This is a genomic window from Candidatus Poriferisocius sp. (assembly GCF_965219775.1).
Taxonomy (GTDB): Bacteria; Actinomycetota; Acidimicrobiia; order Acidimicrobiales; family Bin134; genus Poriferisocius.
In genome coordinates this window covers 98,765-122,323 of the sequence record NZ_OZ244793.1, presented here as the reverse complement: position 1 = coordinate 122,323, position 23,559 = coordinate 98,765, and the positions used below count along the sequence as shown (strand labels likewise).

Here is a 23,559-nt window from a genome sequence, read left to right as displayed (position 1 = left end):
GACGGCCGTCGGGGTCTGTTCACCCATGGGCCATAGTATGCATCACATTGAATAGATATTCAATTCCAATGGCGGAAGGCGTTCAGCCGCGCAGCACCGCCCCGTGGGCGGCGGTGACCGCGTCGATGCAGGCCTGGCGGGAGGTGGCCACCTCGGCGTCCTGCAGCGTGCGGTCGGGGGCCTCGAACCGCAACGTGAAGGCCAGGCTGCGGCGGTCGTCGCCGAGCTGTTCGGAGCGGAACACGTCGAACAGGGCCACTGAGGCCAACAGGTCGCCGCCCGCGTCGGCGATGGTGGCGGCCACCTCGTCGGCGGCCACGTCATCGGGCACCACGAAGGCCAGGTCCACGTCGCTCGACGGGTAGCGGCTGGGCGTCCGGTACGGGGCCAATCCCCGGTCGGCACCCAGCAGGGCGTCGAGGTCCACCTCGAGCCAGGCCACCCGCTCGCCGATCTCGTAGGCGTCCAGCACCTGGGGGTCGATCTCCCCCAGCGACCCCACCGGCCGACCGTCGGCCAGCACCCGCCCCGACCGGACCGGGTGAAGGCCGGCCACCTCGCCGTTCACCACTTGGGGTCGGGCGACGTTCAGGTGGCGGGCCAAGCGGCGCCACAGGGCGGTGGCCGCCGGTGCCTCCCGACCGGCCAGGACCACGGCCAGGTGTTCCTCCTCGACGGGCAGCTCGCCCCCGCCGTCCCGGTGGACCCGACCGATCTCGAACAGCGACACTCCGGTGGTGCGTCGGGCGGCGTTGTAAGCCACGGCCCGAAGCAGGCCGGGGCGCAGCGAGGTGCGCATCACCGACTCCTCGGCCACCAGCGGATTGGTCACGGTGATGCCGTCGGCCCCCAAACCGGCCCGGTCCAGATCGCCGGGGGCCAAGAAGGGCAGGGGCATGGCCTCGCTCAGGCCCATGCCGCCGAGCAGCGCCCGGATCCGGCGACGGTCCTGTTGGCGGGGGGTCAGCGTTCCGGCCTGGGTGGTCACCGGCACGGTGCGGGCGATCCGGGAGAAGCCGTGCATGCGGCCCACTTCCTCGATCACATCGATCTCGGTGGCCGAATCGGGCCGCCACGACGGGATGGTCACCTGAAGTCCCTCGCCGGCGTCGTCGGGGCGGCAGTCGAAGCCGATGGGGGCCAGCGCATCGGCCATGTCCTCGGTGCTGAGGGCCGTGCCCAACACGGCGTTCACCCGCCGGGGTCGCACCGCCACGGTGATGGACGGTGGCCGGTGACCGGTGGCGTCGACCATCCCCGTGGCGGTGGTGGCGCCCAGCGCGGCGGCCAGTTCGGCGAACCGGTCCAGGGCCAGGGGAATGATGTCGGGATCGGTCCCCCGCTCGAAGCGGGCCGAGGCCTCCGAGCGCAGGCCCAGCCGGCGGGCTGTGCGGGCGATGGTCATGGGATCCCACCAGGCCGCTTCCAGCAGCACCGCGCCGGTGCCGTCGGAGATCTCGGTGGAAGCGCCGCCCATCACCCCGGCCAGACCGATGGGTTCGTCCTCGCGGTTGACGATCACCCCGTCGGCCTCGGTGAGGGTGCGCTCGGCGCCGTCCAGGGTGGTCAACCGCTCGCCCTCACGAGCCATGCGCACGCCCAGCGCGCCGTCGGGCACCAAGTCCAGGTCGTAGGTGTGGTTGGGCTGGCCCAGCTCGAACATCACGTAGTTGGACAGGTCCACCACCGCGTTGATGGGCCGTTGACCCACCGCCAGCAGGCGGTTGGCCATCCAGCGGGGCGACGGCCCCGAGGGCACGCCGTCGAGAACCCGCACGGCGAAGCGCCCGCACAGATCGGGCGCAGCGATGTCCACCGACGCCCGCCCGGCGGCGGGCTGCTTGGTCTCGGCCACCTGGGGGACGGGGATGGTGAAGGGCACGCCGAGGCGGGCGGCCAGGTCGCGGGCCACTCCCATCACCGACATGGCGTCGGGTCGGTTGGGGTTCACCTCCAGGTCGAACAGCACGTCGGGGGTGATGCCCAGCGCCTCGGCCACCGGAGCACCCAGCGACACGTCTCGGTCCAGCAGCACAATGCCCTCGTGGTCGTCGCCCAGGCCGATCTCCGCGCCGGAGCACAGCATGCCGTTGCTCCATTGGCCCCGCATTTTGCGCCGGGCGATCTCCAGGCCGTTGGGCATGGTGGTGCCCACGGTGGCCAGCGGTACCCGGTCGCCCACCGCCATGTTGAAGGCTCCGCAGCACACCTGCACGCCCTCGCCGTCGCCCGCGTCCACGTCCACCAACTGGATGCGATCGGCGTCGGGATGAGGTCGGGTGGCCAGCACCTCGGCCACCACGATCCCGTCGAGTCCGCCGCCCACCTGGGCCAGTTCCTCCACCGCCAGGCCCAGGTCGGAGAGGGTCTCGGCCAAGTCCTCCGGGTCGCCACCGATGTCGGGGGCGAACTCCTGCAGCCAGCTCAACAGGACCTTCATCGCAGGCCCACCTCGAGTGTTGACGGGACTGTCATCGGTCCCCCGCTCGAGGCATGGACAACACCGCCATCGCGCCCTTGCCCTCGGGGTCGTGTCGCTCCCCCGCCATCAGAACTGCTCCAGGAAGCGGACGTCGTTGGTCCACAATTCCCGCAGGTCGTCGATGCCGAAGCGAATGAGGGCCAGGCGGTCGATGCCGAAGCCGAAGGCGAAGCCCTGCCACTGCTCGGGGTCGATGCCGCAGGCCTCGAACACGTTGGGATGGACCATGCCGCAGCCGCCCAGCTCCAGCCAGGTGCCGTCGGGGCGGCGGATGTCGAACTCGGCCGACGGTTCGGTGAACGGGAAGTAGGAGGGCCGCAGCCGGGAGGTGAAGCCGGGCCCGAAGTAGGCCGAGGTGAAGGCCTCGATGGTGCCGGCCAAATCGCCCAAGGTGATGTGGCGGTCAACCACCAGGCCCTCGATCTGGTGGAACACCGGCATGTGGGTGGCATCGGCGGTGTCCTGGCGGAAGCAGCGGCCCGGTGCCACCACGTAGATGGGGGGTGCTTGGGTCTCCATCACCCGGGCCTGCACCGGCGAGGTGTGGGTGCGAAGCAGGGTGCTTCCGGGCTCGCCGTAGTCCACGTAAAGCGTGTCGTACATGTCCCGGGCCGGGTGCCCGGCGGGAAAGTTCAGGGCGCCGAAGTTGTACCACTCGCTCTCGATCTCGGGGCCCTCGGCCACCCGGTAGCCCATGCCCACGAACACGTCCTCCAGTTCCTGCCAGGTCTGGGTGATCACATGGAGATGGCCGTGGGTGGGCGGTTCGGTGATCTCGGTGAGGTCCAACCGTTCGGCGGCCAATTGTTCAGAACGGGCGGCGGCGGCCAACTCGGCTCCCGGGCGTCGAGCAGGGCGTCGATGGCCGCCTTGGCCTCGTTCAGGGCCTGCCCCGCCTCCCGACGGGCCTCGGGCGCCATGGCCCCCAGCGCCCGCCGAGCCTCCACCAACGGCGAGCGCTTCCCGCTCACCGCCGTACGCACCGCGCTCAACTCCTCCAGCGTGGACGCACCCGCCACCCCCCGAGCAGCCTCATCCACCAATTCTCTCGGCTCAGCCATCAATCTCCACTATGGCAACCTCGGCATCGAAGAACCCGCATTATGGACGCACACACCCCACCCCGAGAAACCGCCCCAGCAATTCACCTGCGAGCCCCGCACCCCATCAACGTTCCCCCCAAATGCAAGTGTGAGGTAACCGAGATGACCACAGGCTCCTTCTTGAGATGGGTGGCCAACCATTGTGGTTGTCACGCGACCGGCTGCGTGGAGTTTCCGTACGCTTCAGACAAGAGAATTCAACAGTTCATCAAGTACCCGAACCTTCTCGCTGGCATTGAAGTACTCTTCATATTGATTCACAGCATTTTCGATCAATTCATCATAGAGCACGTAGCGGCCCGAGACCGGTTCCAAAGCGTGAGCAATAGCTTCATCATCTGAAGCAAATTTGCCCCGGTTCGTCACTCTAGGCTTCTTGCCGAGCACAAAGATTACATTGATGCCTTGTTCCTTCAACCCTTTCCGTTCAAGGACATTCTGAAGCGCAGCGTAGTACCTCTGGCCTTGCGCAACTAACTCATCGATCCTTGACTGGGTGGAATACTTCTTTAGCTCTGCAATGATGTGTACACCCGCAGTAGTTGCATATCTAAGATCCAAACGTCCCTGGATCTTCTTTCCATCGCGATCTCGTGGGAAGTATTCAGGGTCAATCTTGTGTAGGCTCTCTTCCATTCGCTCGCTCCCAGTTGCCCTCTCCCAAGAAGGGTCGAGAAGCCAAAGATGCTCAAAGAGGTGCTCCTGGAGCACACGCTCCTTTTGGTCACTTTCCGTTAGGTTTTCGAACTGTTTTATGGCCTCAATGCGAGAATGTAAAATATCACCCCAAAGCGCAACCTCATAGTCATCTTGTGCTCCGAGAAGCTGGAGCAGATCATCGGCTTCCACGCGTGACAGTTTTTCAAGCTGTTCGCTCGTCTCACGCAGAGCTATTCGCTCGAATGCAAGAACACCAGATCGGAGTAGCTCTGCGCGATTTACCCTTTCGTTCTTTTCCTCCATTGGAAGGGCTGAGATAGTACCAATCATCTTGAGAGCAGCTTCTTTCTGCCAATCTCGACGGCCTTCAACCCACACCCTCAGTCGTGGAAAATCATCGAGGGCATCCTTGGCCTTCCTCTCTGGGCGGAGGTTAGTCCATTGATCTGCTGCAATGAGGAAGGCGCCACGCAGAAACTCCTGAAGGGCAACAACTCTGGGATCATCTTCAATGAGACGTTGACGATCGCTTGTGGCAATGTCTTCTTTGTCGTCAAGGTCCAAAAAATCTGCCTGGATTTGTCCAGTGACATAATTCCCGAAGATTCGGGAAAAATCAAGCTTATCGATAATACCCTCTTGTATAGGTCGCCTGCGGGCCAAAATGATGATATTCTTCAGGGAACCAGCTTCCCTATCTTTAGTGAGATCAGAAGGAGTTTGGGCTGTACCTATCCACCCACTGACGAACCAATCCTCATCTTCCTTTACCCTATTCTCCAAGGGACCAAGACGGACTACATCATCCTTGAGTTCTTCTGCCGGGATAGTCTCCCTTCCAAATTCCCATATGAACTCTAAGTTTTCTAGTTCTTTGCGATCCTTCCATGTCACTTCCTCGCCATTTATGTTGATCTTGAAGCCTCCCTTCTCTCGAGGAGTTCCGTCGAATATATCAAAGCGTCTGGCAATTCGTTTCCTAAGGGCATTGGCTGTAATGTCAGCACGCTTATGCTTTAGCTCATCCAATAGGATTATCGTGCCCTGTTTGCGACAGTCATCTGGGACTTCGGCCTCTATTGGGTGGTATGGTTTCCCCTCCTTTATCATTGCTTGAAGCTCCCTTACATCAATAGTAAAACCATTGCTCTCCCCATCCTTTGTCGAATATACTGTCACCTTTTCGGCAACTGAGAAGATTGAGAGTTTACCAATTCCCTTTCGGCCCATGAAAGGACGATTCCATATGCTAGAGATGCCACCCTCGACAGCCCGTTTCTGGTAACCGACGGCTAGGAACCTCTCATTTAGTTCCTTCTTGGTCATCCCGCAGCCGTCGTCAATAATAGTGACTGTGCCGCGTTCTTCCTCTCTGGCAGACTCTTGCCACCAGTTGATATCAACGAGAGTAGCGTCCGCATCATACGCGTTCGCCACCAACTCGGAGAGAACGGCAGCGGCGTTGCTGTAGAGATTGATGCCCAGCGATTCCAGAACAGATAGGCCAACTGTCATCTCGTAGGCGTTCTCTTCGGTCATCCGCGCCCACCGGCCTTGGCTTGGGCAACCATGGACTCGCCAATGGCTTGACCCAACGGAGGGGGAACGGCGTTACCGATGAGCCGGCCAAGCGTCGCGAAGTGAACTTTCTGGCCAGGCTCCACGAACCGATAGTCACGTGGGAAGCCCTGCAGCATGGCCGCTTCACGCACCGAGATCGCTCGGTCCTGCTCCGGGTGGCCGAACCGTCCCGTACCGAAGTTGTGGAAGTGCGTGGTGAGGGTAGGTGACGGCTTGTCCCACTCCATGCGGGCATACACGTTCTTGAACGATGCTCCGCTGGATTTGCGATGGCAGGGTGATCTCAGCTCTTCGGGCCAGTCCAACCATGTGCCGCCGGGCACGGAGGCTCGAATCCTCCGCAGGTTGATGGGTGCCAGGTTCCGGCTGCAGTGCAGAGGATCATCTTCGTCTGCGCTGCCAGCGCTGATAGGCGGTAGGACGCTGATCGTGCACCCCACAGTGTTCGGGGGGAGCCCTGCGAGGGGCCCGTCAGACATTGCAATTTCTCCGATTAGGGAGGCGACCAGGACCAGTCTGCGGCGGCTCTGAGGGAGCCCGTAGTCCAAGCAACTGCGATTTCGGCTGTCGATCGAGTAGCCAAGGTCCTGCAGCGCCGCCACAAACTCGTGGAACACCGCCGTACCGGCGAGCGGCGGGACGTTCTCCGTCGTCACAAGCTCCGGCCTGGTCTCGCGCACAAGGCGGGTGAACTCTCGGAGCAGTGGCCACCTCTCGTCGTTGAGGCGTCTTGTACCCCTGCGGTAGGGCGAAAATGGCTGACACGGAGCACACCCAGCGAGTGCCCGAATCGAACCCTGGGGCCACAAGTCCTCCAGTTCCTCGGCTCCCAGGGAGCGCACATCGCGCTCCAAGAACACAGCACCGGGAATGTTCGACTCGAAGGGGTAGCCACAGGCAGGGTCTATGTCGATCCCCGCGACGACATCCACGCCGGCGGTCACGAGGCCGCACGACAGCCCACCGGCCCCGCAAAAGAGGTCAATGGCGGCAACCTGCCTATGGGTCGAGTGGTTCACAGCCCCAACGCTATACGGTGCCACTGACGCTTACGGTCCTTCGATGGCTACGGCAGAAGTGCCTGGGAGGATCGGCGGACTCTCGTGGTGGTTGCGACAGAGTTGAGTGTAAGTGTTTTGGGCTGAGTGCCATTGGTGGAGCTTGCGGGGCATGGTGTAGGGGCGGTCTTCAATGATGACGACTCGGACGGGGTCGAGGCAGAGGTCAGTGCCAACGGCATGTGACCGTGTTCGTCCATGGGGACACCGGACGCACCCGGGCCATGGTCGAGCACCGCTGCACCGCGGGATAGGCAGGGTCTTAGGCCTCCCAGGGCCATGAGTGGTGCAAGCCGGTCAACGTCGTCCTCACCGACGGATCCCCCTTCCTACCGGGCAGCCATCGCCGCGCACCTTGGACACGCCCGCCACGTGCTGGACCGGTTCCACGCCATCAAGTGGTCCTCCACCGGCCTCACCGAGGTGTGCCGCGACGTCCAACTCTACCGCCCCGAGGGCCCGGACCCGTCTTCGACCCGCAGGTGTTCACTTCTGGCCTTGCCCTGCTCAGACGGACCGAAAGCCTCACCGACAAGGACCGCTCCCGGCCAAAGAGTTCAATCTTGGTGTTCGTGGTCGTCGGGACGCCAGGTGAAATGGATGGGGGATTCGATGTCGCCCACGATTGTGATGATCTCCTTGTCACGGCCAAGCCAACGGCAAGGCCTTTCCATTCCTGATGCTTCGACGTCTTGTGGATTCGGGGTGGGTCGTACCCCAGGAGTGCTTCCCTGGCTGATGACCGGTGCCGTGTGAGACAAGATCCTCCTGTCGGCAAGGACTCCTACGCGATGCCCAAGACGGTAGCCACGCCGTGACGCCCCTTGGATGTGATTTTGCCATCGCTTGCATCTGATACCGACGTGGGCAGGATGCGACCGACTGTCGCACCCTCGTTGTACAGTCACGGGATGGCAATGGGAGATTTGTTGGTTCGGGGGGGGACGGTGGTGGATGGCACCGGGGCCCCTGCGTTCGAGGCTGATGTGCGGGTGCGCTCGGGGGTGATCGCCGAGGTGGGGGCCGGGTTGGCGCCCGACGGCGAGCCGGAGGTCGACGCCGGGGGCGCCCTGGTGACCCCGGGGTTCATCGAGCCCCACACCCACTACGACGGATCGCTGTGGTGGGATCCCCACATCGACCCCATGCCGTCGCACGGCACCACCAGCGTGGTGCTGGCCAACTGCGGGCTTGGCCTGGCCCCGCTGCGGGAGGCCGACCGGGAGCAGTTCATCGAGCTGATGTGCTTCATCGAGGATCTGCCCACCGATGCCTTCGAGATGGGCATCCCCTGGACATGGGAGACGTGGCCCGAGTACCAGGCCGCCTCCGATGAGCACCCCACCGCCGTGAACGTGGCCGCCTTCTTCCCCCACCAGACCCTGCGCATGTGGGTGATGGGAGCCGAGGCCTGGGAGCGGGCCGCCACCCAGGCCGAGCGGGCCGAGATGGCCAGGGTGCTCGACGAGGGTCTGGCCGCCGGGGCGTTCGGCCTGTCGACCTCGCTCATGGACCTGGACCGCCACAACCGCCTGGTGCCCAGCCGCATGGCCGACGACCACGAGTGGGGCGACCTGCTCGACGTGGTGGCCGCCAATCCTGGCACCACCTTCCAGTTCGTGCCCCGGGCGTTCGAGTTCGAGCACTTCCCCGGCGACATGGAGCGCATGGCCGGGCTGTGCGGGGACCGGGGCATCCGGGCCAACTGGGGCGGCTTCTTCGCCCAGGAGAACCGTTCCAAGGAGCGGGCCGTCTCCTTGGAGTTGGTGGAGCGGCTCAACGGGGAGGGCGCCCAGGTCGCCACCCTGTACTCGGCCCGGCCCGGCTACGTGAACCTGCACTTCGAGCGCTCCATCATGTGGAGCGGGGTGGAGGCGTGGCACGAGCTGTGCAACGTGGACAGCGACGAGGCCAAGCTGGCCATGCTCGGCGACGAGGCCTGGCGGGAACGGGCCCGCCACGACTGGGACGCCTGCACCTACACCCTTGCCCCCATCAACCGCCCCCACATGATCCTGTTGGCCTCCGACGAGCCCCGCAACGCCGAATGGGCCGGGCGCTCCATTGCCGAGCTGGCCGAGGCCCGGGGGGTGCACCTGTCGGACGCGGTGGCCGACTGGCTGCTGGACAACACCATGGGGGCCCATCTGCGGACCCAGCCCCAGCCGGTGGACATCGAGGCCATCGCCGAGCTGGCCCGCTCACCGCTGACGGTGAACGGGGCGTCGGACGCCGGGGCCCACATCCAGATGTTCGTGGGGGCGGGCGACGCCACCTACTTCCTCACCGAGATGGTCCGCGAGCGGGGTCTGCTCACCGTGGAGGAGGCGGTGCACTCGGTGACCGGCAAGCAGGCGGGCTTCTTCGGCATTCCCCGGCGGGGGACCATCGCCGAGGGCATGGCCGCCGATCTGGCCGTGTTCGCGCTCAACGAGATCGACCTCGGCGACGAGGTGCAGGTTCGGGACCTGCCCACCGGGAGCTGGCGCTACAGCCGTCGGCCGGCGGGCTACCGGGCCACGGTGGTCAACGGGGTGCCCACCTGGGCCGACGGCCAATCCACCGCCACCCGACCGGGCCGCTTCCTCCGCAACGCGGCGGCGGCCTAGCTCCTCCCCGACCAAAGGCGGCAGGACTGCCCGTCTCCATCTTCGTCACGCGACTCCTGCTTCAGGTTCCGCCTCCGCCGCTTGGGCGGCCTGGCTGAGTTCGGCCAGGTAGAGAGCACGCGAGGCCAGCACCTCACGGGCCTCACGGGTCATGTCGTCGTAGAAGTGCTCCCGGTAGGCCGTGTCGGTGACGGTGGACACGGCGAACTGCAGCGACGACAGCACAGCGATGAAACCTGCCACCGCCAACAACTCCCAGGTGAACACCAGATCGGCGCCGAACAGCCCGAATCGGGCGATCGGGTCGAGCGAGTCGGCGACCACCCAGGCCACGATCGTCGCCTCTCGCACGGTGAGCAGGCCGAACGCCACGTAGAACAAACCGATGAACAGGCCGACCAGCAGAACCCGAACGGCCTGGGCCACGAACATGAGCAACCCGAAATTGACCTTGTCCAGCCGGCCGAGTGCCGGTACCTGCGACACGGCCACGCCGGTGGGCGGTGCCGCCGGGGCCAGCGGTGAATCGCCGGCGTTGACCAACTCGCACACCTGATCCCAACTCTCGAAACGGGCCAAGCCCACCAGCTCGGAGGGGATGCGCACCACCACCGACACCAGGCTGATCAGGCCGATCACCCCCACCACAAGCGCGTAGAAGGGCCAGGTGAAGTCGTGGGCCACCTGCCACACTTCGGCGTTCAGGAACAAGAAGGCGCTGAACAGCAACAGCAGCGGCAGGATGCGGCCCATCAGCCGCCCGATGAGGGCGATTTGGTGGACGGAATACGTGCCGCCCCACCGCACCATGGGCAACAGCCCGAAGCTGACCACCACGTAGGTGGCGCCCAATACCACCAGATTGAACACGACCAGCAGAACCGCTTCGATCCACCTACTGTCCTGCGCGAACAACAGCGGCAGCACCGCCGGCAGCAGGGTGAAGACCACCAACTCCACGGTCCCCACCCGTTCGGGCACCTGCCAAAACCGCCGCCCGAGCAGCAGATTGATCACCCCGGCGCCTCCCAGCATGATGCCCACCCCGGCGGCCAACGCTCCCACCTGCGCCCAACCGCTGAACCGGTCATTGAACGGGGTGAAGAGTTCCGCCAAGAACACGATGGCCAGAAAGGGCGCCGCTCGGGTGAACACATCGGTGGTGGCCCGATACTCGTGGATCACGTAGGGCACGCCGCGGCGGATGAACCAGCGATCGGTGGCCTCTCGGCGGGAGGTCGCGGCCTCCGCCACCGCTCAGTCCTCGGTGGGGATGGTGGGCACCTCGACGCCGGGTCCGTAGTAGATGAACAGGTTGGCGATCAGGTCGTCGAGGCCGTCACGGGTGCCGCCCTTGGCCAAGTCCACGGTGATGATGTTGCTGTTCACGTGGACGGCGTCGATACCGCCCCGGTCGAACAAGCGGCGAGCCAACTCGTCCACCGGCCGATCCCCGTAGACGTCCTTGTCGGCGACATAGTGCTCGTGGCCGGTGCCGGTGATGCTGCGGTTGATCTCAAAGCGGATCACCCCCGGACGGCTCGTCGCCCGCTCGACCACGGTCACCGGTTGTCCCATACGAAGTGCGATGGTACCGCCTGGGGGTCACCGCACCGGCAATCAGAACCGCAGAGATACCTGTGGCCCCGGCGCAACCCGGAGATGGCTCCACCCAAGGTTGTCCATGAACGCCCAGGAGCGGCGATGCAGCGGAGTGGGGCCCCGAGCAACCAGGGCCGCCCGGTGGCGGGGACAGAGGTAGCCCTTGTTGCTGTCGAAGGCGTAATCGGGGTGGTCGACGGCCGCCGCCCGCATGAGGCGGTCCCGGGTGACCTTGGCCAAGACGGACGCGGCGGCGATGGACAGGCAGGTGGCGTCGCCCTTCACCAGGGCTCGGGACTTGCCGTTGCCCACGAAGTCCCAGCGTCCGTCCACCAGCACGGCGTCGGCCTCCACGCCGAGACCGTCCAGGGCCCGTCGGGCCGCCAAGCGCTGCGCCTGCGACATGCCCAGCGCATCGCACTCCTCGTTGGTGGCGTGGCCCACCGCCCAGGCCACACACCACTCGGCAATCCGGTCGTAGAGCCCCTCCCGCTCGGCCTCGGACAGCATCTTGGAGTCGCGCACCCCGTAGACCCGCCGATCCTGGGGCAGTACCGCCGCCACCAGAGTGAGGGGCCCGGCCCACGCGCCCCGGCCCACCTCGTCCATGCCCACCACCACCCGGTGACCCTCGGCCCACAGGCGACGCTCCTCGGCCAGGGTGGGGGCAGCCGACTTCCCCGCGGCCCTCATGGACGTACCGTAGCCATCACGGTGCGGCCAAAGGCGCTTCTCCGGTAGCCATCACGGTGCGGCCAAAGGCGCTTCTCCGGTAGCGATCATGGTGCGGCCAGCAGCGCTTCTCCGGTGGCGATCACGATGGGGCCAGCAGCGCTTCTCCGGTGGTGTGGTGGCTGGACCAGTCCTCGTCCAGGGCCGGGGCGGAAATGGCCACCGGTGCGAGGCTGGGGCGGGCCTCCAATTCCCACAGCAGGGCCGGACGGGCCCCGTGCCAGCGCACCGCGTAGGACAACGGCCCGAACCGGGTGGGCAGGCCGTACACCGCCAGGGGTCCGCCTCGCCATCCCGGTCGAAAGCCCGGGACCAGCTTCAGGTGGTCGCCGTCGTCGGCCACCAGCTCCGCTCGCAGCCCCTGCGCCGGGGGTTCGGCCCGAGGGAGGTCGAGACGGCGCAGGTCCGCGGCGGCCCGATCCTGGCCGGCGGCCACCAACAGACGCTCAATCGCCTCCACCGGCACGGGTGCCCCGATCCGGATGGCGGCCCCCAGGGCTTCGGCCACCGCTTCGGTGTGGCGGGCGGCCGCGGCGGTGTCGCCGGTCAATTCGTGGTGGACCGCAAACGCCAGCAGCCGTTCGACGGGTGCCTCGGTGGTCAACCGGGCGGCCACCTCATCGAGCGCCACCTCGGCGTCGTCGTGATAGCCGTGGTGGTCGAGGCGTACGGCCAACTCGGCGAGTTCGGCCACGTCGAGCACTTCCGTGCGACCGGTTCGGCCCAGCCAGCGGCGTCGATTGCCGTCGACGCGGCGGGCCAAACCCTCGTCGGGCACCTCGATCCGAGCCCCCCGATCCAAGTGGGCCCGCCAGCCCCGCTCCACTGCGTCGGCATCGGGCAGGTCCGCCGGGGCGGGGACCGCGCCCGCACCCAACGCCGCACTCACCGCCAACCGGGCGGTGTGGGGCACCGCCCACACCAACGCGGCCCGGTCCCGACCCTCGCCCTCCCACCCGGATGCGCCCGTGCTCGACACCGTCTCGACGCTGAGCACCGTGTCGGGCGCGTCGGGGCCGACGGCGACCATGGCCGGGGGCCGATCCCAGGCCAACACCGGCCGGCGGCCGACGGTCACCCCGCCCCGTCCGACGGAAACCACCGCCCCCGGCGCGTCCAACACCAGCGCGGCGGCAAAGGCAGTGGCGGCCTCGTTGCCCACCTCCACCACGGCGGCGGCCGGTCCCCCACCGACGGCCACCGCCCACACCCGCTGCACGGCGTCGCCGTCGGGCACCTTCATGCGGGTCTCCACCACCGCGCCGCCACCGGCTGCGTCCTGTCGGCGCACCGCCGCCTCCTGGGACGCCCGGTGCCATCGATCCGACGCCCGGATCCACCAGTCCAGCGTCCATGCCCCCGTGCCCGGTCGCACCAACCCGCGGGCATCCACCTCGCCCCACCCGGGGGCGCCCAGCACGTCGAGAGGCCGGTTCATCTCGACGGACGCGTGATCCTTCGCCACAACCGGGCCAACCGTGACCCCGAGCGATCAGCCGGTGACCCCCGATCGGGAACCACCAACCGCCAGGCCCGGGCCAACCGGGACCGGTGGGCCGGGTCGGCTTCGGGCTCGGGTCGGGATTGACGGCCCATCAACACCATGGACGCCTCGGCGGCGGTCCGGGTGCCCTTGATCACGGCGTACACCTCGGCGCTGATGGGCATCTCCACCCCGTGCTCGGCGGCCAACTCCACCACCACGCCGGCGGTGAACACCCCTTCGGCCACCTGGTCCAGACCGGCCAGCACCTCCTTGGCCTTGCGGCCCCGGCCGAGCTGCTCGCCCACGTGGCGGTTGCGGCTCTGGGGGCTCATGCAGGTGGCCAACAAGTCGCCCATCCCCGCCAGCCCGGCGAACGTGTCGGCCCGGCCCCCCATGGCCATACCCAAGCGCCCCATTTCGGCCAGCCCCCGGGTGATGACCGCCGCTCGGGTGTTGTCGCCCGCCTCCAGGCCGTCCACCATGCCCGAGGCCAGGGCGATCACGTTCTTCAGGGTGCCGCCCAGCTCACAACCCACTACGTCGTCGTTGGTGTAGACGCGGAAGCGGTCGGTGGACAGCACCGCCTGCAGAGCGGTGGCCACGGTGTGGTCGGCCATGGCGATGACCGAGGTGGCGGCGTGGCCGGCCAGGATCTCCTTGGCCAGGTTCGGGCCGGTGAGGGCGCCCGCCGGGTGGGCCGGGGCCACCCGGTTGACGATCTCGGTCATGCGCAGACGGGTACCCCGCTCCAGGCCCTTGGTGAGGCTCACCACCGGCACCCAGGGGCGCAGGTGGGGGGCCACCTGCTCCATCACCGGTCGGAACACCGACGACGGCACCCCCATCACCACCACCTCGGCCTCGGCCACGGACCCTTCCAGATCGGTGGTGGCCCGCAACTCCGGATGCAACTCGAAGCCGTCCAGGTAGCGGGGATTCACGTGATCCTGGTTCACCGACGCGGCGATGGCGCCGTCTCGGCACCACAACACGGTGGGCTCGTTGTGGGCGGCCAGATGGGCCACGGTAGTACCCCACGAGCCCCCGCCGACCACCACCACTCGGTTCGACATAGGTTCGTACCGTAGACGCACCCACCGGTGGCCGTAGACTCCCGCGGGTGAGCCCGGAGCCCTCGGTGGCGGTGTTGATCCCGGTGAAGGCGTTCGCCGAGGCCAAGCTCCGCCTCGCCCCGGCCCTCGATGCCGCGGAGCGGGCGGCGTTGGCCCGTGACATGGCCACCCACGTGGTGCGGTCGGCCGGGCCGTTGCCGGTGGCGGTGGTGTGCGACCACCCCGAGGTACGGGAGTGGGCGGCGTCGGTGGGGGCCGAGGTGGTGTGGCGTCCCGGAACCGGGTTGAACGGCGCGGTACGCAGCGGGGTGGATCATCTGTCGGCCTCCGGTTTCGACCGGGTGATCGTGGCCCACGGCGACCTGCCGCGGGCCGGCCCGCTCGCTCCCTTGGGCCGCTGGCCCGGCATCACCCTGGTGCCCGATCGGCACGACGACGGCACCAACGTGATCGCCCTACCTGGCGACTGCCCCTTCGGGTTCGCCTACGGCCAGGGCTCGTTCGCCCGCCACCTGGCCGAGGCCCAGCGACTGGGGCGCAGCCTGCGCATCCTGCGGGACCCGGCCCTGGGCCTCGACATCGACCTGCCCGCCGACCTGGACGAGCTGGCGGTGATGCGGTGACGCCAACGGCGACAAGCCCGGCGGTGAGATCGCGCAACCTGGCCCGGCCCGAGCGGGCGCTGGCCATCGGGGCCCATCCCGACGACATCGAGCTGAACGCCGGGGCCACCCTGGCCAAATGGGCGGCCGCCGGAAGCGAGGTGAGCCTGGTGGTGTGTACCGACGGCTCCAAGGGCACCTGGGATCCCAACGCCGACCTGGAGGAGCTGGTGGCCGTTCGCCAGCGAGAGCAGCGTGAGTCGGCCCGGCGGCTGGGGGCCACCGGCGAGGTGGTGTTCCTGGGCTGGGTCGACGGGGAGTTGGCGTCGGGACCCGAGCCCCGCCGACAGGTGGCGTCGTGGATCCGGACCCTGCGCCCCGACGTGGTGCTGGGCCACGATCCGTGGCGGCGATGGCGGCTGCACCCCGACCACCGTCACGCGGGCTGGCTGACCGTCGACGGCATCGTGGCCGCCCGAGACCCGCACTTCTTTCCCGACTTGGGCCTGGAACCCCACCGGCCGGACGCCCTGTTGCTGTTCGAGGCCGACGAGCCCGACCACGCCGAGGACGCCGCCGGCTTTGCGTCGGCCAAGGCGACCGCGCTGGAGGCCTTCGTCAGCCAGTACGAGACCACCCTCGACCTTCCTCCCGAGCCCGACGCGGCCGACCGGGCCCGCCTGCACGCCTGGGTGGGCGACCGCTTGGCTGACGCGGGAGCGTCCGCCGGGTTGGATTCCGCCGAGCTGTTCAAGCTGATCGACGATCTCTAGCCACTAGCCTGACGTGGCCGATCGCCACCTGCTAAAGATTCCCCATGCTGCAAGACCAGAAGATCCTCATCACCGGCATGACCGGACAGATCGCTTTTCCCATGGCCGCCTACCTGGCCGAGCACAACGAGGTGTGGGGCATCGCCCGGTTCAGCGCCGAGGGCAGCCGAGAGCGGGTGGAGGCCGCCGGGGTCCACACCGAGGTGGTGGACGTGGCCGACGGGGACTTCTCCTTGTTGCCCGACGACTTCGACTACCTGGTCCACATGGCCGCCTATCAGAGTCCCGGCCTCGACTACGACTGGGCCCTGCGGGTGAACGCCGAGGGCACCGGCCTGTTGATGGCCCACTGCTCCAAGGCCAAGGCCGCCCTGATCGCCTCCACCTGCTCGGTGTACCACCCACAGCCCGACCCGTGGCACCACTACACCGAGACCGACCGACTCGGCGACTCCAATGCGGTCCACGCCCCCACCTACTCCATGTCCAAGATCAGCGAGGAGGCGGTGGCCCGCACCATGGCCCGAGCCCTGGGGCTGCCCACCACCGTCGCCCGCATCAACGCCAGCTACGGCCCCAACGGCGGTCTGGCCGCCTATCACCTGGACTGGATCATGGCGGGCCAGCCGGTGCGGCTGCGGGCCCCGGCGCCGTCGCCCTACAGCCCCATCCATCAGGACGACATGAACGAGCAGGTCGAGCCCTTGTTGGCCGCGGCGTCGGTGCCGGCCACGGTGGTGAATTGGGGAGGCGACGAGGCGGTCACCGCCGAGGACTGGGTGGATTTGTTCGGAGAGCTGTCGGGCCGGGAGCCCGAGGTCATCTACGACGAGTTTCCCGGCTCACAGCCGGGCAACATCGCCGACCCCACCCGTCGGATCGAACTCACCGGGCCCTGCCGGGTGCCGTGGCGCGATGGCATGTCCGGGGTGTACGAGGCCCGCTATCCCGGTGGCCGGCCCGCCTCCGACATCGGCGGTGGGGAGCGGTTGACCGCTGCCTACGGCAACGACTAGGGGGCCCGCCCAGCGGCTGAGACGGTCACTGAGGCTCCGATTCGCCCAGGCGGACAGCCAGGGCCGCGGCGACTCTGATCAGCCCAGGCGGGCGGCCAGCAGGCGGGCCAGCTCCACCGGCTGGTCGCCCTGGATGCTGTGGCCGGCCCCGGCCACGACCACCACCTCGGCATCGGGTTGACGGCGGCACAGCTCGACCACGTCCTCGTCTCCCACCACCCCCGAGTCTGCTCCCCGGTACAGCACCACCGGGCACCGCAGTTGGCCCACGGCAGTCCACAGCTCGGAGAACTCCGGGCTGCCGCCGGGACGATCGGGACCGGTCATCTTCCAGTCGCGCACCGGATCCCAACGCCACGTCCAGCTCCCGTCGGCCAGCTCCTTGGCGTTGTGGATGATGCCCCGGCGCAGCGACGATTCCGACCGGGTGGGGTTGAACTCCACGGTCCGGGCCAGGATGTCGTCGAAGCTGTCGAAGGTCTGCGGGCCGGAGATGAACTCCACGATGGGTTCTGCCTTGGCGTGGTCGGTGCCGGGGGTCACGTCCACAACCGCCAGCGACCGCACCAACTCCGGGTGTCGGGCCCCCAGACAGATGGCGGTCAGCCCGCCCAGCGACATACCCACCACCAACTCGGCCTCCGGGGCCAGCCGGCGCACGGCCACGGCCACGTCCTCGGCCATGGACGGCGGCCAGTAGTCGTGGTCGGGACGCCAGTCGGAATGCCCGTGACCGGGCAGGTCGATGGCCACCGCGGGCTCGCCCAGGGCCAGCGCCACCGTGTCCCAGGTGTGGGCGTTCTGCGCCCCGCCGTGGACGAACACCACCCGTGGGGGCCCGTCGCCCCACACGATGGCGCTCAAGCCCAGCCCGCTGGGCAGTTCCACCCGACGCCGCACCACCGACGGCGGGCCGTCCCACCCCAACCCCACCTCGGCGGCGTTGTCCCCCAGCATCGAGAACTCGTCGTATGCGTCCATTCGCTGACCCCCGTTCGTTGATGCTCGGCAATGGGTTGGCCTCGGCGATCCACCGAGGGGCCCCGACAACGACCTAGCTGTCACCGGCGGCCAGTAGGGTGAACCCGTGGCCCCGTCATCATGGCAACCCGACCCCACCGGTCGCCACCAGTACCGCTGGTGGGACGGCGAACGGTGGACCCACCACGTGGGTGATGACGGGGTAGCTGCGAGCGACCCGGACGCCGGACTCGACGACTTGCCTGCCCCCACTGAAGGGGCGTCGGCCCGATACGACGCCACCCAGCTCACCGGCAGAAAGGCCACCCTCGGGGATGGCCAAACCGTGACGCTGGCCAGCCCCGGTGCCCGCCTGGGCGCCTTTCTCATCGACGGGTTGCTGCTCACCCTCATCGCCCTGCCCGTTGTGTTGCCGCTGGTCTTGGCGGCCGACTTTCAGGATGGATTCGATAACGAAGAAGTGGAGACGTGGAGCGATTTCTGGGCGGACACCTCCGTCGGTATCGGTTGGCCGACCTCGGGGCTTGACTGGTTCTTCTTCCTCTTCGCTACTGTGATTTTCCTCGTCTACGAGGTGAGCTTCATCGCCACCAAGGGCCAGACCCCGGGCAAGATGGCCGCGGGCATTCGGGTGGTGGCCGCGGAGAGCGGTGCCTTACCCGGGTTCCGCAAGGCACTGCGCCGCTGGGCAATTCCCGGCCTGGTGGCCTTGGTGCCGGTGGTGGGCTGGCTGCTCGTCTACGTCTGCTACCTGTCCTTGACCTGGGGCCGCGACCGCAAGGGGTGGCACGACCACGTGGCCGGCACCATGGTGGTGCGCACCGACCGGGCAAGCCATTCGAGGGCCCGGTGGGGCCGAACCGCATCGGGGCAACCGGTGCTGCTGGCCACACCGGGGGCTCGCCTCGGTGCCCGCATCGTCGACTGGCAAGTCATGGTCTTGATCTGGGCCGTGCTGCTGATCCCCACGGTGGTGATCTTTGTGGTTCTCGACGTCAACCGTTCACCGACTTCCTTCTTGTTTCTCCTGTTGCTGCCGGCAGTCGCCACCGGCTTGGTCTACGAGGTTGTCATGACGGCCGTTTGGGGTCAGACCCTGGGCAAGATGGCCATGGGCATCCAGGTCGTCCGGTCCAGCGACGGCAGCGCCCCTGGATCGGCAACGTCATTTGGCCGGTGGGCGCTGCCCGGCTTGGCGCTGATTGTGCCCGTGATCGGCTGGCTGTTCTCGCTGTTGTGCTATCTCTCGCCCACCTGGGGCAACGAACACCAGGGCTGGCACGACAAGCAGGCCGATACGTTCGTGGTGGTGAAGTGATCTGGGGATTGGGGTGACAAACCGGGGCGGATGTCGGTGGGCGATTAGTCTTCGGGTTTCATGAGCGTTTCTTCTTGGGAGCCCGACCCCACCGGACGCCACCAGTACCGGTGGTTCGACGGCCAGCAGTGGACTGACCAAGTGGCCGACGACGGCGTGCAGTCCACCGACCCGGTCGATCGGGCCGAGGCGGAGATGCCTCCGGTGCCGCCCCCGTCGACGGCCCCCCCACCGACCATGAGCCCGGAAGGGTCAGCGACATTCGCCCAACCCAGCACCCCCAATCCGGTGCTGATGCTGGCCACTCGCTGGCGACGCTTCGGCGCCTACCTCCTCGAAGGCGTGCTGGCCCTCGTCACTTTGTTCGTCGGGTGGCTGATATGGTCGCTGATCGTTTATTCCCGGGGGCAAACCCCGGCCAAGCAGGTGCTCAAGATGCGGGTGATCAGCCTCGAGAATCGACGAGCAGCCAGTTGGGGCTCGATGTTCGTTCGTGAGTGGATCCTCAAGACCGCCATTCCCTTCGTTCTGGGTCTCCTCCCGTTTCTGGTGATCGCAGGTCTTCTCTGGACGCTGGTCAGCGCCATCATGGTGCTCTCCACGGAGAAGCGACAGGCAATTTGGGACAAGATGCTGAAGACGGTGGTGATCCACGATCCTGCGGAACTCTTTCGGCCCCAGAAATAATGGACGCGCCCACTGGCGCACCGATTTGCGGCTTGCCGGCAGTGGCGGACCACTAGTCGGCCATCATTGCCTTCAGCCGGGCCACGAGTTCCCCGTGGTGGTCGAGTTGGTGGCGGACGTAGGCCGGTGACAGCCCGACCACGTGGATGCGGAGGTTGACGGTGTCGGCACCGGTGGCCTCCAGGTCGGCCTGCAGGCGATCGGCCGCCTCGGTGGCGTCGTCGGCCAGCACCGTGTTGGCCCCCTCATCCCAGCGGGCCATGGTTCCCGACGAGGTGTAGCCGCGATAAAGGTCGAGCTGGTTGCGCACCGCCTCCCCCGGCGGCCCGCCGATCCACACCCTCCGGATGAGAATCTTGGGCCCGGCTCCCCCGGCCTCGTCGTAGGCCTCCGACAGCACCCTCACGTGATCCACGGCCTGCAGGCTGTCGTACAGGATGCCCAGCCCGAGACCGGCGGCCCGGCGCACGGCGGCCGTCGACTGGGCGGCGGCCACCATGGGTACCGGGTGCTCGGCGCAGGCGGCGATGGCCCGGTCGTCGGCCAGCGGCCCGCTGGCCTGGCCCCGCAGGGCTGCCACCACCAGGGGCAGGGCCTGCTTGAACCGGGGGCCGATCTCGTCGAACGGCACCTCGGCCAGCTCGAAGTCCACCGGCAGCGCCCCGGCGGCGAACCCCGCTCCCACCCGTCCGGGGAAGGCGGCGGCCAACCAGGCCAGCTCCTCGGCCACCAGGGCCCACGGCTTCATGGGCAACAACAGGGGGCAGGGTGCCACCCAGCCGGTGGGCATGGCCGCCAGCAGGTACCCGGCCATCTGCTGGGGGTTGGGGAGATACCCCGGAAAGCCGGCGTGGTGCTCCGACACCATCACCCCGTCGTATCCCACCTCCACCGCCCGGCGGGCCAACCCGCGCATCTCCTCGAGCTGCTCGGGGGCCGGGCCGTCGTGGGCGTACAGCCGCAGCGACACCGAGCCTGAGGCCAGCGGCCCGGCGCTCACCGAACCCCCTCTGTCAGCCTCGCACGCCGGGCGCCGGGGCCGATGCGGACGACGGCAGATCGCCGAGCATCACGTCGGGCCCCAGGGCCGGGGCGATGAACGGGGAGAAATCGGGACCCCGCCGCAGGCTGTGGCCCCCGTCCACGTTGATGCACTGACCGGTGATCCAGCGCGACTCCGGGCCGATCAGAAACCGGGCCAGATGGCCCACGTCCTCGGGCAGACCCACGTCGGCCATGGGGGTGTTTTCGATGTAGCTGTCGTACACCTCGCCGTCGCGGGGGATGCCCTCCATGATCTCTGTGGCAATGAAGCCGGGGCGGATGGCGTTGAACCGGATAGCGGCCTCGCCGTACTCGTCGGCAGCGTTGCGCATCATGGCCTCGATGCCCGCCTTGCCGGGGGTGTAGGCCCCGAAGTAGGGGTGGGTCACGTGGCCGGCGATCGACGACATGCCCACGAACGAGCCGCCTCCGGCCGCCCGCATCCGGGGCACCGAGTGCTTGATGGTGAGCATGGTGCCCAGCACGTTCAGGTGCAGCACCCGGAGGAACTCGTCGGTGTCCTGCAGATGGTAGGGGCCCATGCCCCCGCCCCCGCCGGCGTTGGCCACCACCCCGTTGAGGGTCCCGGTGGGCTCGGCGGCCGCGGCCACCGCGGCGGCCACCGAAGCCTCGTCGGTCACGTCGGCCACCACGTAGGCGATGCTGCCCCCGTTGGCCACCACCTGCTCGATGCGCTCGGCGGAGTCGGCCAGCTTCGACTCGGTCCGACCGCAAATGGTCACCGCCGCGCCGTCGGCGGCCAGCGCCGCCGCACAGGCGTGACCGATACCGGTACCCCCGCCGCTCACCAGCACTCCGTATCCCTTCACCCCATCTGCCATGATTGCTCCCTGATGCATTGCGCTCGCGGGCCCGGCCCGCAGCGGTTGATTGACTGCAGCAGCCGCCAAGGTAACAGGAGGATCCGATGAAGGCAGATGCACTGGACGCATTCCGGCTGGACGACAAGGTGGTGGTGATCACCGGGGCCGCCTCGGGCATCGGCGAGGCCACCGCCGAGCTGTTTGCCGCCGCCGGGGCCAAGGTTGTGTGCGGCGACCTCGACGGCGAGGGGGCGGAGAACACCGCCAAGCGCATCCGTGAGGATGGCGGCGAGGCCGCGGCCCAGGCGTGCAACGTCACCTCCCGGGCGGAGGTGGACGCCCTGGTCGACCGGGCGGTGTCCGCCTACGGGGGGCTCGACGTCATCGCCAACATCGCCGGGGCCATGTCCCCCGGTCTCATCGAGGATCTGACCGACCACGACATCGACCGGGGCATCGACCTCAACCTCAAGGGGGTGCTCTACGGCTGTCAGGCGGCCATCCGGGCCATGAAGAACGACGGGGGCGGCGTGATCCTGAACGTGTCGTCGGGGGCCATCGACCTGGCCTACGAGGGCATCGGGGTGTACGCCTTCACCAAGGCCGCGGTGGCCATGCTGGGCCGCACCCTGGCCCTGGAGGTGGGCCGCTACGGGATTCGGGTGTGTACCCTGGCCCCCGGAAGCACGCTCACCAACTTCACCACCTGGCGACTGCACAACGAGGACGGCACCCTCAACCAAGAGGCCTACGACGAGTTCTTGGACTACGCCCGGGGCATGTCCCCCCTCGGCGCCATCGGCGAGGCCCTGGACCAAGCTTATCTCATGCTCTATCTGGCCTCCGACGCCGGCAAGTTCACCACCGGCAACGTCTTCCGCTCCAACGGGGGCCAAACCACCACGTTCTAACCCGGCGACCAGGACGTCGAAGCCACCGGCGCCGGGAGGCTGCCGGGGCCCGCCCGGCGGTTCTCAGTAGCCCAAGCGGTCGAGCATCTCGGGGCGGCGCTGCCAGTTCTTCTCCACCCCGACGCGCAGTTCCAGGTAGACACCCGGCGGGAGCTGGGCCCGGGCGGCGGTGCCCACCGCCTTGAGCACCGAGCCCTGCTTGCCGATCACCATGGGCTTCTGCGAGGTGCGCTCCACCAGGATCTCCACCCGGATGCGGGGCCACTCCCACTCGGTCACCGCCACGCTGATGGAATGGGGCAACTCGTCGCGGGCCACGGCCAGGAGCTGCTCCCGCACCAACTCGGCCACCCAGCGGGCCTCGGGCGTGTCGCGCACCGTCTCGGCCGGATACAGCGGCGGGCCCGGGGGCATCAGCTCGCACAGACGGTTCACCAACGCATCCACCCCTTCGCCGGTACGGGCCGAGGTGGGAAAATACTCGGCGAACCCCAGCTCACCGGCGGCGGCCAACTGGGCCACCACCTTGGACCGGGGAGCGGCGTCGATTTTGGTCACCACCACGATGGCGTCGGGGCCGAGCCGCTCGGCGATGAATCGGTCGCCCCGGCCCAGGGGTCGCTTGGCGTCGATGCACAGGCACACCACATCCACGTCCTCGGCGGCGTCGGCGGCGGTGGCGTTCAGTCGCTCGCCCAGGGCCGTGCGGGGCTTGTGGATGCCGGGCGTGTCCACGAACACCACCTGGGTGTCGTCGCGGTGCAGCACGCCCCGAACGGCGTGGCGGGTGGTTTGGGCCTTGTCGGACACGATGGCCACCTTGGTGCCCACCATGGCGTTGACCAGGGTGGACTTGCCCGAGTTGGGCCGACCCAACAGGGTCACGAACCCCGACCGAAACCCCTCCCACCGATCCTGATCGCCGTCCTCGGGCGAGCCCACTCCCGAAGGTGGCTCGGTGACATCGTCGTCGGGTCGGTCGACCACGCCGCCCAGATTACCGGTGAATGGCCCGTT

Annotated in this window: 22 protein-coding genes; 8 read left to right on the top strand and 14 right to left on the bottom strand. The window is 67.7% G+C overall.

The window, feature by feature from the left end; all coding sequences use genetic code 11:
* Positions 1-82: 82 nt before the first annotated feature.
* The 5 genes from pheT to ACOQPQ_RS00570 all read right to left on the bottom strand — a co-directional run bounded on the left by pheT (position 83) and on the right by ACOQPQ_RS00570 (position 6,845).
* On the bottom strand, positions 83-2,440 hold the full coding sequence (gene pheT / locus ACOQPQ_RS00590; protein WP_420637511.1) for a phenylalanine--tRNA ligase subunit beta: 2,358 nt from the start codon (positions 2,438-2,440) through the stop codon (positions 83-85).
* 108 nt (positions 2,441-2,548) lie between these two features.
* Positions 2,549-3,271 carry a phenylalanine--tRNA ligase subunit alpha gene (gene pheS / locus ACOQPQ_RS00585; protein ID WP_420637510.1) on the bottom strand — a complete coding sequence of 241 codons (723 nt, stop codon included), beginning with the start codon at positions 3,269-3,271 and terminating at the stop codon, positions 2,549-2,551.
* On the bottom strand, positions 3,220-3,543 hold the full coding sequence (locus tag ACOQPQ_RS00580; protein ID WP_420637509.1) for a hypothetical protein: 324 nt from the start codon (positions 3,541-3,543) through the stop codon (positions 3,220-3,222). Before ACOQPQ_RS00580 ends, pheS begins: the two co-directional genes overlap by 52 nt.
* A 225-nt stretch (positions 3,544-3,768) precedes the next feature.
* Complete coding sequence (locus ACOQPQ_RS00575; protein ID WP_420637508.1) at positions 3,769-5,784, bottom strand: ATP-binding protein; 2,016 nt, start codon at positions 5,782-5,784, stop codon at positions 3,769-3,771.
* On the bottom strand, positions 5,781-6,845 hold the full coding sequence (locus ACOQPQ_RS00570) for a DNA cytosine methyltransferase (RefSeq protein ID WP_420637507.1): 1,065 nt from the start codon (positions 6,843-6,845) through the stop codon (positions 5,781-5,783). Before ACOQPQ_RS00570 ends, ACOQPQ_RS00575 begins: the two co-directional genes overlap by 4 nt.
* Positions 6,846-7,082: 237 nt before the next feature.
* On the opposite strand from ACOQPQ_RS00570, the gene ACOQPQ_RS00565 reads away from it, so the two are divergent.
* Both ACOQPQ_RS00565 and ACOQPQ_RS00560 read left to right on the top strand, forming a co-directional pair.
* On the top strand, positions 7,083-7,640 hold the full coding sequence (locus tag ACOQPQ_RS00565; protein ID WP_420637506.1) for a transposase: 558 nt from the start codon (positions 7,083-7,085) through the stop codon (positions 7,638-7,640).
* A 155-nt stretch (positions 7,641-7,795) separates the two neighbouring features.
* On the top strand, positions 7,796-9,493 hold the full coding sequence (locus tag ACOQPQ_RS00560) for an N-acyl-D-amino-acid deacylase family protein (RefSeq protein WP_420637505.1): 1,698 nt from the start codon (positions 7,796-7,798) through the stop codon (positions 9,491-9,493).
* A 45-nt stretch (positions 9,494-9,538) separates the two neighbouring features.
* Here the strand turns inward: ACOQPQ_RS00560 and ACOQPQ_RS00555 are convergent, their stop codons facing one another.
* From ACOQPQ_RS00555 to ACOQPQ_RS00535, 5 genes are all read right to left on the bottom strand, one after another.
* Positions 9,539-10,747, bottom strand: a complete 1,209-nt coding sequence (locus tag ACOQPQ_RS00555; RefSeq protein WP_420637504.1) for a hypothetical protein — start codon at positions 10,745-10,747, stop codon at positions 9,539-9,541.
* Between the two features lie 3 nt (positions 10,748-10,750).
* Positions 10,751-11,071: a hypothetical protein gene (locus ACOQPQ_RS00550; RefSeq protein WP_420637503.1), complete on the bottom strand. Its 321-nt coding sequence runs from the start codon at positions 11,069-11,071 to the stop codon at positions 10,751-10,753.
* 42 nt (positions 11,072-11,113) lie between these two features.
* Positions 11,114-11,788, bottom strand: coding sequence for a ribonuclease HII (locus tag ACOQPQ_RS00545; RefSeq protein ID WP_420637502.1), 675 nt, complete (start codon positions 11,786-11,788; stop codon positions 11,114-11,116).
* Between the two features lie 121 nt (positions 11,789-11,909).
* Positions 11,910-13,265, bottom strand: coding sequence for a hypothetical protein (locus ACOQPQ_RS00540; protein WP_420637501.1), 1,356 nt, complete (start codon positions 13,263-13,265; stop codon positions 11,910-11,912).
* A complete protein-coding gene (locus tag ACOQPQ_RS00535) occupies positions 13,262-14,386 on the bottom strand; it encodes an NAD(P)H-dependent glycerol-3-phosphate dehydrogenase (RefSeq protein ID WP_420637500.1) in 1,125 nt (374 codons plus the stop codon). Before ACOQPQ_RS00535 ends, ACOQPQ_RS00540 begins: the two co-directional genes overlap by 4 nt.
* Positions 14,387-14,433: 47 nt before the next feature.
* Here ACOQPQ_RS00535 and cofC point away from each other — a divergent pair, with 47 nt between their 5' ends.
* Genes cofC through ACOQPQ_RS00520 form a run of 3 tightly spaced genes read left to right on the top strand, consistent with a single transcriptional unit; the run spans position 14,434 to position 16,777 of the window.
* Entirely contained in the window at positions 14,434-15,009 is a 576-nt protein-coding gene (gene cofC, locus ACOQPQ_RS00530) for a 2-phospho-L-lactate guanylyltransferase (protein WP_420637499.1), read from the top strand.
* A gap of 23 nt (positions 15,010-15,032) precedes the next feature.
* Positions 15,033-15,761, top strand: coding sequence for a PIG-L deacetylase family protein (locus tag ACOQPQ_RS00525; protein WP_420637498.1), 729 nt, complete (start codon positions 15,033-15,035; stop codon positions 15,759-15,761).
* 44 nt (positions 15,762-15,805) lie between these two features.
* Positions 15,806-16,777: an NAD-dependent epimerase/dehydratase family protein gene (locus ACOQPQ_RS00520; RefSeq protein ID WP_420637497.1), complete on the top strand. Its 972-nt coding sequence runs from the start codon at positions 15,806-15,808 to the stop codon at positions 16,775-16,777.
* A 78-nt stretch (positions 16,778-16,855) separates the two neighbouring features.
* On the opposite strand, the gene ACOQPQ_RS00515 is transcribed toward ACOQPQ_RS00520, so the two are convergent.
* Positions 16,856-17,758, bottom strand: a complete 903-nt coding sequence (locus tag ACOQPQ_RS00515; protein WP_420637496.1) for an alpha/beta fold hydrolase — start codon at positions 17,756-17,758, stop codon at positions 16,856-16,858.
* Between the two features lie 106 nt (positions 17,759-17,864).
* Here ACOQPQ_RS00515 and ACOQPQ_RS00510 point away from each other — a divergent pair, with 106 nt between their 5' ends.
* Together ACOQPQ_RS00510 and ACOQPQ_RS00505 are read left to right on the top strand one after the other, a co-directional pair.
* On the top strand, positions 17,865-19,076 hold the full coding sequence (locus tag ACOQPQ_RS00510; RefSeq protein ID WP_420637495.1) for an RDD family protein: 1,212 nt from the start codon (positions 17,865-17,867) through the stop codon (positions 19,074-19,076).
* 60 nt (positions 19,077-19,136) lie between these two features.
* A complete protein-coding gene (locus ACOQPQ_RS00505) occupies positions 19,137-19,763 on the top strand; it encodes an RDD family protein (protein ID WP_420637494.1) in 627 nt (208 codons plus the stop codon).
* Between the two features lie 52 nt (positions 19,764-19,815).
* On the opposite strand, the gene ACOQPQ_RS00500 is transcribed toward ACOQPQ_RS00505, so the two are convergent.
* Together ACOQPQ_RS00500 and ACOQPQ_RS00495 are read right to left on the bottom strand one after the other, a co-directional pair.
* Complete coding sequence (locus ACOQPQ_RS00500; RefSeq protein ID WP_420637493.1) at positions 19,816-20,763, bottom strand: LLM class flavin-dependent oxidoreductase; 948 nt, start codon at positions 20,761-20,763, stop codon at positions 19,816-19,818.
* 13 nt (positions 20,764-20,776) lie between these two features.
* A complete protein-coding gene (locus tag ACOQPQ_RS00495) occupies positions 20,777-21,649 on the bottom strand; it encodes an SDR family oxidoreductase (protein WP_420637492.1) in 873 nt (290 codons plus the stop codon).
* Between the two features lie 86 nt (positions 21,650-21,735).
* Between ACOQPQ_RS00495 and ACOQPQ_RS00490 the strand changes: the two genes are divergently transcribed.
* Positions 21,736-22,542, top strand: a complete 807-nt coding sequence (locus tag ACOQPQ_RS00490) for an SDR family NAD(P)-dependent oxidoreductase (RefSeq protein ID WP_420637491.1) — start codon at positions 21,736-21,738, stop codon at positions 22,540-22,542.
* A gap of 63 nt (positions 22,543-22,605) precedes the next feature.
* On the opposite strand, the gene era is transcribed toward ACOQPQ_RS00490, so the two are convergent.
* Positions 22,606-23,484: a GTPase Era gene (gene era / locus ACOQPQ_RS00485; protein WP_420640330.1), complete on the bottom strand. Its 879-nt coding sequence runs from the start codon at positions 23,482-23,484 to the stop codon at positions 22,606-22,608.
* Positions 23,485-23,559 lie beyond the last annotated feature (75 nt).